This is a genomic window from Pseudomonas sp. B21-015 (genome assembly GCF_024749285.1).
Taxonomy (GTDB): Bacteria; Pseudomonadota; Gammaproteobacteria; order Pseudomonadales; family Pseudomonadaceae; genus Aquipseudomonas.
Genome location: NZ_CP087196.1, coordinates 4059987 through 4073098, shown reverse-complemented (window position 1 = coordinate 4073098; position 13112 = coordinate 4059987). Strand labels below are relative to the sequence as shown.

Sequence of the window (13112 nt, the reverse complement as noted above, 5' to 3'; positions counted from 1 at the left end):
CATATGGTTGAAGACCAAAACACCGTCACCCTTACGGTTGACGGTCTGGATTACTACGGCTGGAAAACCGTAGAGATCACCGCGGGGCTTGAGGATCAAGCCCGATCCTTCAATCTGAGTATCACCCGGAAGTGGCCGGGGCAGGACGTTGCGATCCCAATCAGGGAGGGCGCGAAGTGCCAAGTTCGTATCGGTGATGAACTGGTGCTGACCGGGTGGGTATTCGCTCCGCCCATTAGCTACGACCACCAGCAGGTCAGCAGAAGCATCAGTGGTCGATCTTTAACGGCCGACCTCGTGGACTGCGCCGCGATCAACAATCCCGGGCAGTGGAACAATCAGAGCGTGCTGGCAATTGTCAGCGCTCTGGCGGCGCCCTATGGAATCAAGGTGCGCAGCGAGATCCCGGAAGGGGCAAAGCTGTCGGATCACACGCTCGAGCCCGGCGAAACTGTCTTCGAATCCATCGACCGCTTGCTGACGTTATTTCGGGTGTTCTCTACGGACGATGCACGAGGTATGGCTGTGCTGGCCAAACCGGGCAGCGAGGTGCACGCCTTCGATGCGTTGGAGGTGGGCAAGAACATCCTGACCGGTGATGCGCCGCTGGATTTCTCGGCGGTGTTTTCCGAATACCGGGTGCTGGGCCAGAAGAGTGGCACGGACGAAGAGTTCGGTGAGCAGGCGGCCGAGGTTTCAGCGGTGGTTACCGATCCGCGCGCCACGCGCAAGCGGGTGATGATCATCCAGGAATCCGGGCAGATGACGAACGAACTGGCCCAAGCCCGGGCCAACTGGGAGCGCGGAACCCGGATGGGCAAGGCGCTCACCACGACCTACACCGTGCAGGGCTGGCGACAGTCCAACGGCGCGCTCTGGCGGCACAACGCCCTGGTGCGGGTCATCGATCCCATCATCGGCTTCGACCGAATGATGCTCATTGCCCGGATTACGTACACCCTCGCTGAGAACGGCATGATCACCAAGCTGGAGGTCGGCCCGCCGGATGGCTTCGAGCCTGAACCGCATGACCCGCACAAGAACCGCAAGCTGAAGAAGGGCGGCAAGGGCGACAACTTCGAATACCTCATCCCCGCAGACTACGAGCCCAAAAAATGAGCCTGAAAAGCATGATGGCCCGCGGCACCGTGGTGCTGGCGGCTGCCGGCAAGATGATGCAAACGCTGCAGGTCAAGCTGACCGCCGGTGAACTGAAGGACGGCGCCGAGCATTTCGAACCCTACGGCATCACCAGTAACCCGTTGCCTGGTGCCGAGGTGCTGACGATGTTCCTCGGCGGCGACCGGTCACACGCGGTGGTGCTGGTCGCCGCTGATCGCCGGTACCGGATAAAGGAACTGAAGCCGGGCGAGGTTGCCATCTACACCGATGAAGGTGACAAGGTGCACTTCAAGCGCGGGCGGATCATCGACATCGAAACCCAGACGCTGAACATCAAGGCCACCACCGCCGTGAACTTTGACACGCCGCTGATCACCCAGACTGGGCAGATCGTTTCGGAAGGCGACCAGGTGGCCGGTGGCATCAGCCAGATTGAACACGTGCATACCGGCGTGCTGGCTGGGCCGAGCAACAGCGGGCCTCCCGCTATGGAGGCCTGATGATCATCTCGCAAACCCGTGAAGCTGCCCTGACCCGGGCGGTATTGATCAGCCTGTTTACCTGGCGTCGCGCTGCCACGGATGATCCGGTGGACGATGACGAACTGTTCGGATGGTGGGGCGACAGTTACCCGGTCATTGCCGACGACCGCATTGGTTCACGCCTCTGGTTGCTGCGCCGGGTAAAGCTGACGGACGCCACGCAACGTGACGCCGAGTTCTACGCCACCGAGGCGCTGCGCTGGTTGCTCGATGACGGCCACGTGATCGACATCGAAATCAGCAGCGAGAAGCGCGACATCAACCGGCTGAACCTGAGCGTCATCCTGACCGTGCCCGGCGGTGCCCGGGTGGAAATCAAACCCATCTCTTCCTGGCAGGTGATCTATGCCGTTTGAAACGCCTTCACTGCCGGTGCTGATCAACCGAACCCAGAGCGATCTCGCCGGCGATTCGCTTCGGCGATCGGACGCCCAGGTGCTGGCCCGCACGCTCAGCGGTGCGGCCTATGGTCTGTACGGCTACCTCGACTGGATCGCCGATCAGGTCCTGCCCGACAAGGCCGACGAAGAAACGTTGGAGCGGATCGCCACGCTTCGGCTGAATCAACCGCGCAAGCCGGCGCAATCCGCCGAGGGCGGAGTCAGTTTCACCGCTGCCGCTGGAGCGGTGCTTGATCAGGATGTTGTTTTGCAGGCCGGTGATGGGCGCATGTATCGAGTGAAAGCAAGTGTCACCACGGTGGCGGGGCTCAATACGGCGACGATTGCAGCGGTCGACGCTGGCGCGCTGGGCAACGCTGATGCGGGGTTGGGGCTGACGCTGGTGCAGCCGGTGCCCGGGGTGACCAACGCATTCACTGTCATTGCCCCAGGCATCACTGGAGGTATCGCCACGGAAAGCCTCGAGTCATTGCGTGCACGGGTGATCCGTTCCTACCGTGTGATTCCGCACGGCGGCTCCGCTGACGACTATGAAACCTGGGCGCTGGAGGTGCCAGGCGTCACCCGCGCATGGTGTCGAGGCAACTATATGGGGCCGGGCACCGTGGGGTTGTTCGTTATGCGCGATGACGATCCGGAGCCGGTGCCCAATCCGGTGCAGCTGGCGGAAGTGAAGGACTACATCGAACCGCTCAGGCCGGTCACCGCTGAACTGTACGTGCTGCCTCCTGTGAAAGTGCCGGTTCCATACAGCGTTCACCCCGTACCAGACACCAGCGCGGTGCGCGCGGCGATTCAGGCGAACCTGATCGATCTTCATGAGCGGGAGGCCGGTCTGGGTGACAAGCTGCTGATCAGCCATATCCGCGAAGCCATCAGCGGCGCCGCCGGCGAAACCGATCACTCATTGACCGTGCCGTCTGCCGACGTTCCCGCTGCGGCCAATCAGCTGCTGACCTTTGGGGGTATCACATGGCTGTAGCGCGAACCGCAGATCAGTACCGCCGGCAACTGCGCGGGTTACTGCCCGCTGGCCCGGCCTGGGACCCGGAACTGGTACCTGAAATCGACCTTGTGTTGTCGGGCGTCTCCGTAGAGTTCTCGCGCCTCGATGCCCGCGCTGTGGATCTTCTGAATGAAATGGATCCCTCCGGTGTCAGCGAGCTGGTGCCCGACTGGGAGGTGCTGATGAATCTGCCAGATCCTTGTCTTGGGCCGAATCCAGCCTTTGAGGATCGACGCCTGGCGGTGCGTCGGCGTCTGGTTGAAGTCGGTGGCCAGAGTCGTGCGTATTTCATCGAGATAGCCGTGAGCCAGGGCTACCCGAACGCCACCATCACTGAACATCGAGCGCCCCGTATGGGGCGTTCTCGGTTTGGCTCGGCGCATTTCGGTACCTGGTATGCGCAGTTCATGTGGACGCTGAACACCGGTGGTCGGCAGCGGCAGGGCAGACGCTTCGGCGTCAGCTACTGGGGGGAGCGTTTCGGCACAAACCCGGGCGACCCGCTGGAATGCTCAATCCGCCGGCCAGCGCCGGCGCACACCGTCGTGCACATCAATTATGACTGAGGGGTTTGAACGTGGATTTTCCTAAAAGTGTGCCCAGTGTTGGGTTGGTGGATGGCAAGTTTGTAGATGAAGACCCGTTGGGCGGGACGCCGGGCTCTCTGATTCCGGCAGTGTGGGGCAATTCGGTGACGCTTGAAGTTCTCAATGTGATTGAGGGGGCTGGTCTGGTTCCGGACGAAGGTGATACCACTCAGTTACAGCAGGCGATCAGTTCCATTATCGGCGCCGCTGTGCCAGAGGCTACGGAAGTAGTTGCGGGCAAAGCACCGCTCGCGTCTCAACAGGAAGCAGAGGGCGGGGCTGACAATGCCAAGATCATGACGGCGCTGCGCGTCCGTCAAGCAATTTCAAAGATTGCCCTGAATAACCCGGTAGTGGTTTCCACCGCTGTCTCCAAGGTATTGGCGGCCAACGAGCTTGGTCTTGTTTTGGTTGATAGTACGGCCGGTGCTACGACCATTACCTTGCCCGCGTCGAATGCTGCACTTGGCATCCGAGAAGTGATTATCCGACGCGTCGATAACGGCGGGAATCGATTGATGGTCGCAGCCGCCGGTGCAGACAAAATCAAATTCCATACCCATCTCTCACCTACGGGATATTCCTTTTTTGTGCTGATGGGGGCGGGTGACTGGTGGAAGTTACGCAGCGATGCAGCAGGTAACTGGTGGCCTGTTGCACGACAGGACAGTACGCCCATGGGGCGCGTGGTGTTCGAGACGACGACGGCGTTTTCTCCCGGAGGCTGGGTCGGGCATAACGGTTTGATTTACAACCGTGCCGACTGGCCGTGGGCATGGGATCACGCGCAGCAGTCGGGGATGTTGACCACTGAAGCAGCTCGCGTGGGGATGGAGGGCGCTTGGACTTCAGGTGATGGCGCGCTGACTTTCCGAGTACCAGAAATGCGTGGCGAGTTTGTCCGGTCACTTGATGAAGGCAGAAGCGTTGATTCGGGCCGTGCTGCGGGCTCCTGGCAAACCGATTTGATTCGGGCGCACGGCCACAACATCGACTCTCCAAGCAACCCGACGGCTTTTGGTTCGGGGAAAATTGCCCGGGGCAACCGCTCCGATACTTCTGGTCTGCCTGGTTCCGAGCTTTACGGCGGCGCTGAAACACGTCCCCGCAACATCGCGTATCCGAGCCGGTTGAAACTGATCTGAGGTGTTTATGAGTTCTATCTATCTTGTGGATTCTGCTGGCGCCCTTTCGGGTCCAGTCATTTTGCCTGTGGTGCCAGGTGTTGGCGTACAGCTACCCGATAACGCGGTTGAGTTAGTAGATACTTTGCCTTCGTGTCCGCCTGGCTTCGTCTGGGCCCTCGTCGATGGCATTCCGTTAGAGACGGCCGACCTACGGAGTACGGTTTATCGAACAGATACTGGCGCGCAGGTCGCTTGGTCACAGTTAGGTCAGTTGCCGGATGGCTACACAACAGAGGCCCCACCGGATCGATTCTGCGTTTGGCTGGATGGAGGCTGGCAACTGGATCAGGAGGCGCTGCTGGCGGATCAAGCGGCTACTGCGTTGTTCGAGCGGGACATTCGTTTGGGGGAAGCTGCAACGCGAATTGCCCCTTTGCAGGATGCACAAGATCTTGGCGAAGCGACGCCTGTGGAGGAGGCGGCCTTGTTAGCCTGGAAACGCCACCGTGTTGCCCTGAATCGGATCGAGCAGCAGGCGGGGTTCCCGGCCGAAATCACCTGGCCTACATCGCCTCGCTAGTTGCAGTACGCCGAGACTATCTCCTGATCTAACCAGCCCGCCATTGAGCGGGCATTTTTTTGCCCGGAGCAAATGATGACCATAACCGAGAAAGACCGCGACATCCTTGCACGCACGCTATGGGGCGAGGCTCGCGGCGAAACCCTGGCCGGTCAGATCGCCGTGGCCTGGACAATTCGCAACCGTGTGAACGATGGCAGCGCCAAGTCATGGTGGGGGGAGGGCTATGGCGGCGTGTGTCAGAAGCCGTACCAGTTCAGCTGCTGGAACAAGAACGACCCGAACTACGCCTACCTCAGCGGCGCAAAGCCAATCCCGGCCGGGCAATTCGCCCAAGTGCAGAAGGCTGCCGACCTGGTGATGTCCGGTACCGAGTCCGATCCTACCGGCGGGGCCACTCATTATTACGCGACCACCATGCCGAAGGCTCCGGCCTGGACTATGGGAGCGAAACAGACACTCAAGCTCGGCCACCACATCTTCTTCAAGGATGTGCCATGAATCCCGCGGCGCTGAAATTGGCGCTTGTAGGCGTACTGACGCTATTGCTGCTGACGGCCGGCGGGGTTTGGAAGGTCCAGGACTGGCGCTACGGCAAGCGGTTGGCTGAACAGGCTGGCCTGCACAAGGACGATCTGACCGCCATCAGCAGCGCGGCCACCGCCCAAGTGCGTGCCGATCAGGACAAGCGCCTGGCGCTCGAGCAGCGCCTAGCGGCCAGCGATCAAACTCACCATGAGGTTTTGACCAATGCACAAAAAGACCAGGCTCGCCTGCGCGATCGCCTTGCCACTGCTGATCTGCGGCTGTCAGTCCTCCTCGATGCGGATTCAGCCGGTGCCTGTAACGTGTCAAAAACCACCGGCGCCGGCGGCCTGGATCATGCAACCGTACGCGCCCGACTTGACCCGGCGCATGCTCAACGAATTATCGGAATCACCGATGCCGGCGATCGCGGACTGATTGCATTGAAGGGCTGTCAATCCTACGTACGGGAAATTTTACGCTGATCCTTTAGGGGACTATTATCGTCTTTCAACTCACAGTGCATATCAGGTAGGTTTATGGAAAATTACTTTCTACAAGGAATAGTACTGCCGGAACGCGCTAGGTTTGATACTGAATGGGGATTAAAAGGCCAGCACTTATCAAGCGGGGTATTTTTTTCGGTTAAGGTTTCGATAGTTTGTAATCAGGTTGCTTTGTGGTTAGAAGCTGATAAGGAATTGTCAGTGGTGGATTTAAAGAATTTCGCAAATTACGTGGTGTTTGACCAGCTGCATGTCTATTCTTTTTTGATGGGTTGTACTTTAGATTTTCAATTGACAAGAGTGATCAATAAAGAAAGGGAGGTTGACTACGTCTATGGGATAGAAAATCCGGTTTTGTTCGGACGACGTGACATTGCTGAGTTAGATGCTCCAATACAAAAAATACGTGCTCTTCAAGTTGGGCAGGACGGAGCGCTTATTCATAGGGCCTTAAGCGATTTGTCGTCAGCCATGCGCTATCGTGAGGATTCCGCATTTTATTGCTATCGGGCTATTGAGTCGCTCAAGCAGCATTATTGCGCGGTTAACGGTGTTTCCGAAAATGACGAGAGAAAGTGGATTGCATTTAGGGATGCTAACGGTTTTAGTAAAGAGCAGATCGTATGGTTCGCAGAACTAGCGAAGTATTCTCGGCATGGAAATTTGTCGCTAATCGATGCTGAAAAATATGAGGAACTCCTGAGGAAGACATGGGATGTGGTTGATAAATATTTATCAATTTGAGATATAGCTCTATCAATTTCTAAAATCTAGGGCAGATTTAGGGTAAATCAAAGGCCGCAATAGACCGGCGCAAGCCAATCTAGAGGCGAGGAAGTCTAGATGTTATTGGTCTATGGCGGTCTATAGGGTTATCGGAAGGGTAGTCCCTTTACATTTTCAGTGACGCACATCAAAGCTCCGTCGCCTTAGCTAGGTGGCGGAGCTTTTCGTGTTTGAGTTCGAGATGAATGTCGTGTCGGTGTTGTCTGGATTGGAGCGACAGTCACTGGCGACAAGATTTGCTAATGGCGACTGGATGTGTGGGGGCGTGGATAAGAGGGTGGTACGAAAGAGGTACGCTGAAAAAACAGATTAGCTGTAAGCCTTTATTTATAAGGTCTTCAGGATTAGATGTTCCAATCCATCATCGGCGCCACGCTAAAGCGGCGGGAGAGGGCTGGCACAGAGTTTTGAGCAAATGATGGGGGCATTGGGTATCTGGGTGTGTGAGGCGAGGAGTGGGAGTTTATCAGGAATGTGTGTTGGGGCGGAGGAGGGGGCTGTAAGGCCATCGAACTGCGTTGTAGTGGTCAACTAATTCCGGACACCTCGATAGGAGGTTTAGACGCCATTGCCCGTTCGTAAACGGTCGGTGGCAGATATCCCAGTTTCGAGTGCAGCCGCTCGTTGTTGTAAAACCCAACGATGTATTCAGTGATGTCACGTATCGCTTCGGCGTGGTTGGCGTAATCACGCCGCCATACCCGCTCCATTTTCAAACTCAGGAAGAAGCGCTCCATCACTGAGTTGTCCCAGCAATTACCTTTACGGCTCATGCTTTGCTGCATTTCATTTCTTGCCAACAGCGCTCTGTAGCTTGCGCTCGCGTATTGGCTGCCACGATCCGAGTGGGCGACCAGACCCGGTGGTGGTTGACGCTGAGCAATCGCCAGCTGCATTGCACTACACACCAGCTCAGCCGGCATGTTCGGGGCCATGGACCAGCCGACTATCTTGCGTGAGAACAAGTCCAGCACCACGGCCAGGTATAACCAGCCGCTTCGGGTCCGGATGTAGGTAATGTCTGCCACCCAAGCTTTGTTTACTGCGTCAGGTTCAAATTGGCGATTCAATACATTTTCAGCAATCGGCAGGTCGTGGTTGCTATCTGTCGTATGCACAAACTTACGCTTCCAAGCCGAACGCAGACCGTTGGCACGCATCAAGCGACGAATTTTATAAAGGCCTATTTCCATGCCCTTGGCGTGCAACACTTTACGCAACGGACGACTGCCATAACAGCCGCCACTTGCGGCAAACGATGCCTTGAGTTGCAGAGCCATGGGACAAATTGATGTTGGCACTTCAGCACGTTTGTTGGCTTCGTAGAACCCGGATCGACTGATGCCCAGCAGCCGACAGACATGCGCCACCGAATAAGCCTTCTGTTGCAGCTGCCGAACCAAGCGATACGTTACTTCAGCTCGCGGGCAAAGAAGGCGGTAGCCTTTTTTAATACATCGTTATCCATCTTGAGCTGGCGATTTTCCTGCTCCAACTGCCGGATACGTTGTTGCTCAGCAGTCAACGGTTTGCCGATTCCGACATCTCCCAGCTGTTCAGCCTCGTACTGCTGCACCCAGCGCCGGACGGCGGTCTCACCAATATTCAGGTCGCGGCAGACCTGCGGAACGGCCAGTCCCTGGTCCTTGATCATCTTTACCACTTGCAGTTTGAAGCTGTCGTCGAATGTTCTGCGTTTGCCAGTCATGAAAAAATCCTCGATAGATGCATTCTCCACCTATCGAGGTGTCCGGGGAAATTAGACCACTGCAGGGGGCATTGGGTATCTGGGTGTGTGAGGCGAGGAGTGGGAGTTTATCAGGAATGTGTGTTGGGGCGGAGGAGGGGGCTGTAAGGCCATCGAACTGCGTTGGGATAGGCGAAAAATATTTTTTGTCCTCGCTCTCGCATGATCTTGAAAATGCCGAGTTTCTGACTAGCCTCAAGGCACTGAGGGTGTCAAATTGACATTTTCTGATTTGGATAATGAAGCTTTAGGCGCAGCAGTAATGTAAAGCAGGACGCATGCTTGATGATAAAGGAGCTATCAGATGATTGAGGTTCAACCCTGCAACCAAGCGCTATTTATTGGTCCGCTTCCTGCGCCGAATAATATGGGTGTTTGTTTTTCCCTATCGATCCATTGGTTAGCAAACGACTGTGAAGATGTAATGTTTCAATCTGTCGCAGATAGTGCATTGGCTGCGTATGGGCCTGGAAGTGCCAACCGATTAAATCAAATGCAAAATGCAGGTAATATGATGGCTGGCGGTGGTATTACGCTGCAAACGTTGGTTGCGATGGCCCAAGCATTATATTCAAATATTAACCAGGTGGTGCCTGTGCCGGCCAGTGCTCTATCGTTTGGCAATCTTTTTGCCGCGTTTACTCTTGCCTTGTACGATGAAAGTATTGTGTGGTTACAGAATCCTTTAGTTGCTGGAGATAGAGGGCATGTTGTTGCCTATAATCGTCGTTCAGGACGATTTTATGATGCCAACAACGGGAGCTATAACGAAGAAGTCGACCTGCACTCGGAAATGGCCAGCTTTATTGTTCATGAGTATGAGAATACATACACTCATTTTCAGGTTTTTTCGCTTGATATTCACTGAGAGGCGCGTGTAAAAGGTAGTGAGTAGATAGATTGGTCCCATTTTTTAAATGGCTGAGAAAAGAAGTCTGCCCCTGAGAAATCCCCGATTTTTCTTACGATAAATCAAGAAGTTAGGAGTTGAAGAGACCTGCATGGATCGGCAGCTTGTATTGCACCACACAAAAACAAGACCCCGATCTTATGCAGGCCATCCGATTCTTACACAGCGCGCTCGCCCAAGCACTTCCCACTGTCCATTCTCGTCGTCTGAAAACGTTGATGTGTTGTGTCAGCGCATTACTCCAAGGGCGTCGGCTCACTCTGACGGGACTTGGCCGATTCATGTCAGGCAAGGCCTACCCCAAACACGCCATCAAACGAGTCGATCGGTTACTGGGTAATCGATATCTGCAAACTGAGCGCTCGCTGTTTTACTGGGTCATGTTGCGAGCCTTGCTGGGGTCGCTGAGACATCCATTGATCCTGGTCGATTGGTCACCGATCGATGCGGCTGGAGAGTTCTTTTTGTTGCGCGCGGCCATTCCTTTGGCAGGACGTTCGTTCCCCATTTACGAGAGCGTTCATGAGCGCGAGGGTTGTCCGAAATATCAAAAACGGTTGCTGCAAACGCTGGCCGAAATGTTCCCCAAAGACGGTGTTCCGATCCTTGTAGCTGATACAGGTTTTCGCCGGCCATGGATCAAAGCCGTCGAGGCGCAAGGCTGGTATTACGTGGGGCGAGTGCGTAACCGGGACCTTTACCGCAACGACGCACACACTTGGCTACCGGTTAAAAACCTCCATGCCCTGGCATCGTCCTCACCGAAATCACTAGGTCGGATCGAGATGACCCAAAGCGCTCCGCACTTCATCCATTTGTACTGCATCAGGCATTTCGGCAAAGGGTCGCAAACATCAGCGTGTCACCGGTTCAATCGCCCAAAACAAACTCAGCAGGCAATCGGCCAATCGTGAAACAGGCGCCAAAGCGAAGGGACTTGCAATGAGGCGCCGCCGATACACGGACACCTCTGTAAGTTAATACGTGGTGTCCGCCTAATTACTTAGCGAGGTCAGTACTAAGTAGTAGCTAAATTTTGAAGGTATACGGCGACCTCCAATTAATGCCATTGATTCTTGATTTCCTGCCACTGGTCGGCTGACAGCCACTTATCTGCCGCCGGAAAGAAAATATTTTCTTCAGCGTCCATATGATCGTAATATTTTTTAATGAAGTCATCGATAGTGTCTGCAATTACTCTCGTTTCCTGAGTTGTGTCCTCCAACATCTTCAGCTGTCCAGCAATGCGCCCAAATGCCTGATGATCTCGCTCGATATCCTTGACCCGTTGGTGGATCGGCGCCTCAGTTTCTAGCAAGGCCAGCCGAATAAGCTCTTCATTTTCATGGTGGTGTCGCTCTGCATCACCATGCAAGGCTTCCAGCATCTTGAACAACAGCTTACAGTCATCAGCCCCATCGGATTCATGTCTCATCTTTCTCAGCAACTCTTTGATCTGAGTGATTTTCATAGCCACTTCATGATGATAGGCCAGAAGTTCTTTCAACAAGACGTTCATATCAAATCCTCGTCACGACGCCAAATCATCACAGAAAGATGTTTTTAACCAGTAACTCCGAAGGATACCTAAACTTTTAAAGTTCAATAATTTCAATATCTTGTCAAACGCATTCGCCTGCACTATTTAACCTTTTTAGTATAGGCGAGCAAAAAGCTCTCACCCCAGGAAATTTGCCGCCCTTGGAAAAAATTGAAATATCAAGTGTATGTTTATATGCACTATTTGATCTGCCGGATCTCCGCCAGCGAAAACGGAAGGAAAAAGCAGCGCCCAAATCGACGCGGTGGCAGCTGTGCGCGGGTCTGCAAGACCGGGAATCCGGGAACCCGGCAGACCCGAAGGTCTCCCGCACAAAGCCGCCATTGAGCGGACACAAACGAGCGTCCTACAGGCGGGTCGCTTCAGAAAAAACAAGGATGCTGAACCAACGCTGTCACTCATCAATGTTTTATCAAGTTTGGCGATTTTGCGGTATAGGATGACCACCTGTCGCCATGCTTCCACCCTACAGGAAACAGAAAAATGATCTCGAACCTCTTCAAAGCCATGCTGATCACCGGTGCTTTGCTCTTGAGCGCCTGTTCGGGTGTGAGCACCAGCACGTGTTTTTCAGAAGGCTGCCAATCATTCGATGGCCATGGTGCCAACAAGGTGAACGTTGGTGGGAGCGCGATCGGGAACAGCTTTAATGAGTACAGCTCAGGTTTGCTGCACGACTGAGGAATGACGCAACGGCTTGGGTATTTTCGCCGTTGCGTGATCTGCCTGATGCTCCGCGACGACTGCTGCGCAGCCGGACGCAGGCTTCGCCAGCTGCTACAGGAAGTGTGTAGCGGCAACTAATGGGCTATTTAGCCTCTGGCGTCGCGATCCACTGCCCCAAAATTTTCTGGTGACTCCCCGTCACCTTGGCCAAGTGCAGCCACTGATCGACATACAACTTCCAGCTAATGTCATCACGCGGCAGCAAGTAAGCCTTCTCCCCATACTGCATAAATTGCGTCGGGTTAACCGCACACAAACCCGGTTTGAGTTTCTGCTGATACAGCGCTTCCGACGCATCGGTAATCATCACGTCAGCTTTCTTGTCCAGCAGTTCCTGGAAGATGGTCACGTTGTCGTGAAGCTGCAGTTGCGCTTTGGGCAGGAAGGCGTGAACGAAAGCCTCGTTGGTGCCGCCGGCTGGTTCGACCAGGCGAACCGAAGGCTGGTTGATTTGTTCTATGGTCTGGTATTGCGCCTGATCTTCGCAGCGCACCAGCGGGATTTTGCCGTCGACATCCAGCGTGGTGCTGAAGAAGGCTTTTTTCTGGCGTTCCAGGGTGACGGAGATGCCGCCGACACCGATGTCGCATTTGCCCGCGAGCATGTCGGGCATCAGGGTTTTCCAGGTGGTCTGGACCCACTCAACCTTCGCGCCCAGGCTGTCGGCCAGTGAGCGGGCCATGGCGATATCGATTCCCGAGTATTCGCCGTCTTCACCTTTGAAGGTATAGGGTTTGTAGTCGCCTGTGGTGCAAACGCGAAGTTGGCCTTGTTGCAGGACGGTGTCCAGGTGCGAAGGGCTCTGTTCTGCCTGAGCGCCGCAGGATAGAGCCAGCAGGCTACCGAGCAGCATTGTGCTTTTTATGGTTTTCATTGTTTTCGGGCTTTTGTGATGGAGTAGGGCAAGGCGGGATCAGTGTAGTGAAAGCGCTTCTTGGCTGTCATCCACGCTGAATGTGATGCTCCCCGGCTCTGGTTCAATGTGC

15 protein-coding genes and 1 pseudogene are annotated in these 13112 nt (G+C 55.2%); 13 read left to right on the top strand and 3 right to left on the bottom strand.

Going from position 1 to position 13112, the window contains the following annotated elements; genetic code table 11:
* Positions 1-3 precede the first annotated feature (3 nt).
* The 10 genes from LOY38_RS18335 (at position 4) to LOY38_RS18290 (ending at position 7140) form a co-directional block, all read left to right on the top strand.
* Entirely contained in the window at positions 4-1119 is a 1116-nt protein-coding gene (locus LOY38_RS18335; RefSeq protein WP_258696435.1) for a phage baseplate assembly protein, read from the top strand.
* A complete protein-coding gene (locus LOY38_RS18330) occupies positions 1116-1622 on the top strand; it encodes a phage baseplate assembly protein V (protein ID WP_258696434.1) in 507 nt (168 codons plus the stop codon). The genes LOY38_RS18335 and LOY38_RS18330 overlap by 4 nt, the downstream gene beginning before the upstream one ends.
* Positions 1622-2020, top strand: coding sequence for a phage GP46 family protein (locus LOY38_RS18325; protein ID WP_258696433.1), 399 nt, complete (start codon positions 1622-1624; stop codon positions 2018-2020). Before LOY38_RS18330 ends, LOY38_RS18325 begins: the two co-directional genes overlap by 1 nt.
* A complete protein-coding gene (locus LOY38_RS18320; protein ID WP_258696432.1) occupies positions 2010-3047 on the top strand; it encodes a baseplate J/gp47 family protein in 1038 nt (345 codons plus the stop codon). Before LOY38_RS18325 ends, LOY38_RS18320 begins: the two co-directional genes overlap by 11 nt.
* Positions 3038-3637, top strand: a complete 600-nt coding sequence (locus LOY38_RS18315) for a YmfQ family protein (protein WP_258696431.1) — start codon at positions 3038-3040, stop codon at positions 3635-3637. Before LOY38_RS18320 ends, LOY38_RS18315 begins: the two co-directional genes overlap by 10 nt.
* Before the next feature lie 11 nt (positions 3638-3648).
* Entirely contained in the window at positions 3649-4803 is a 1155-nt protein-coding gene (locus LOY38_RS18310; RefSeq protein WP_258700752.1) for a phage tail protein, read from the top strand.
* Between the two features lie 7 nt (positions 4804-4810).
* Positions 4811-5365 (top strand): tail fiber assembly protein, encoded by a 555-nt coding sequence (locus tag LOY38_RS18305; RefSeq protein WP_258696430.1) that lies wholly within the window; start codon positions 4811-4813, stop codon positions 5363-5365.
* A gap of 75 nt (positions 5366-5440) precedes the next feature.
* Complete coding sequence (locus LOY38_RS18300; RefSeq protein WP_258700751.1) at positions 5441-5866, top strand: cell wall hydrolase; 426 nt, start codon at positions 5441-5443, stop codon at positions 5864-5866.
* A 249-nt stretch (positions 5867-6115) separates the two neighbouring features.
* Positions 6116-6328 (top strand): lysis system o-spanin lipoprotein Rz1, encoded by a 213-nt coding sequence (gene rz1 / locus LOY38_RS30380; RefSeq protein ID WP_408980529.1) that lies wholly within the window; start codon positions 6116-6118, stop codon positions 6326-6328.
* A gap of 101 nt (positions 6329-6429) precedes the next feature.
* Positions 6430-7140, top strand: a complete 711-nt coding sequence (locus tag LOY38_RS18290; protein ID WP_258696428.1) for a hypothetical protein — start codon at positions 6430-6432, stop codon at positions 7138-7140.
* Between the two features lie 569 nt (positions 7141-7709).
* Here LOY38_RS18290 and LOY38_RS18285 read toward each other — a convergent pair.
* Positions 7710-8890 (bottom strand): IS3 family transposase gene (locus LOY38_RS18285; protein WP_258696059.1). Its coding sequence is split into 2 segments (ribosomal slippage): positions 7710-8626 and positions 8626-8890, totalling 1182 coding nucleotides; the frame shifts between segments, so codons are not numbered across the junction.
* A gap of 343 nt (positions 8891-9233) precedes the next feature.
* On the opposite strand from LOY38_RS18285, the gene LOY38_RS18280 reads away from it, so the two are divergent.
* Both LOY38_RS18280 and LOY38_RS18275 read left to right on the top strand, forming a co-directional pair.
* Positions 9234-9797 (top strand): hypothetical protein, encoded by a 564-nt coding sequence (locus LOY38_RS18280; RefSeq protein ID WP_258696427.1) that lies wholly within the window; start codon positions 9234-9236, stop codon positions 9795-9797.
* A gap of 182 nt (positions 9798-9979) precedes the next feature.
* Positions 9980-10757: pseudogene (locus tag LOY38_RS18275) on the top strand (IS4 family transposase); the annotation flags it as partial.
* Positions 10758-10899: 142 nt separating this feature from the next.
* Here LOY38_RS18275 and LOY38_RS18270 read toward each other — a convergent pair.
* Positions 10900-11358 (bottom strand): hemerythrin domain-containing protein, encoded by a 459-nt coding sequence (locus LOY38_RS18270; protein WP_258696426.1) that lies wholly within the window; start codon positions 11356-11358, stop codon positions 10900-10902.
* A gap of 525 nt (positions 11359-11883) precedes the next feature.
* On the opposite strand from LOY38_RS18270, the gene LOY38_RS18265 reads away from it, so the two are divergent.
* Entirely contained in the window at positions 11884-12081 is a 198-nt protein-coding gene (locus LOY38_RS18265; RefSeq protein WP_258696425.1) for a hypothetical protein, read from the top strand.
* A gap of 127 nt (positions 12082-12208) precedes the next feature.
* On the opposite strand, the gene LOY38_RS18260 is transcribed toward LOY38_RS18265, so the two are convergent.
* Positions 12209-13000 (bottom strand): transporter substrate-binding domain-containing protein, encoded by a 792-nt coding sequence (locus LOY38_RS18260; RefSeq protein ID WP_258696424.1) that lies wholly within the window; start codon positions 12998-13000, stop codon positions 12209-12211.
* Positions 13001-13112 lie beyond the last annotated feature (112 nt).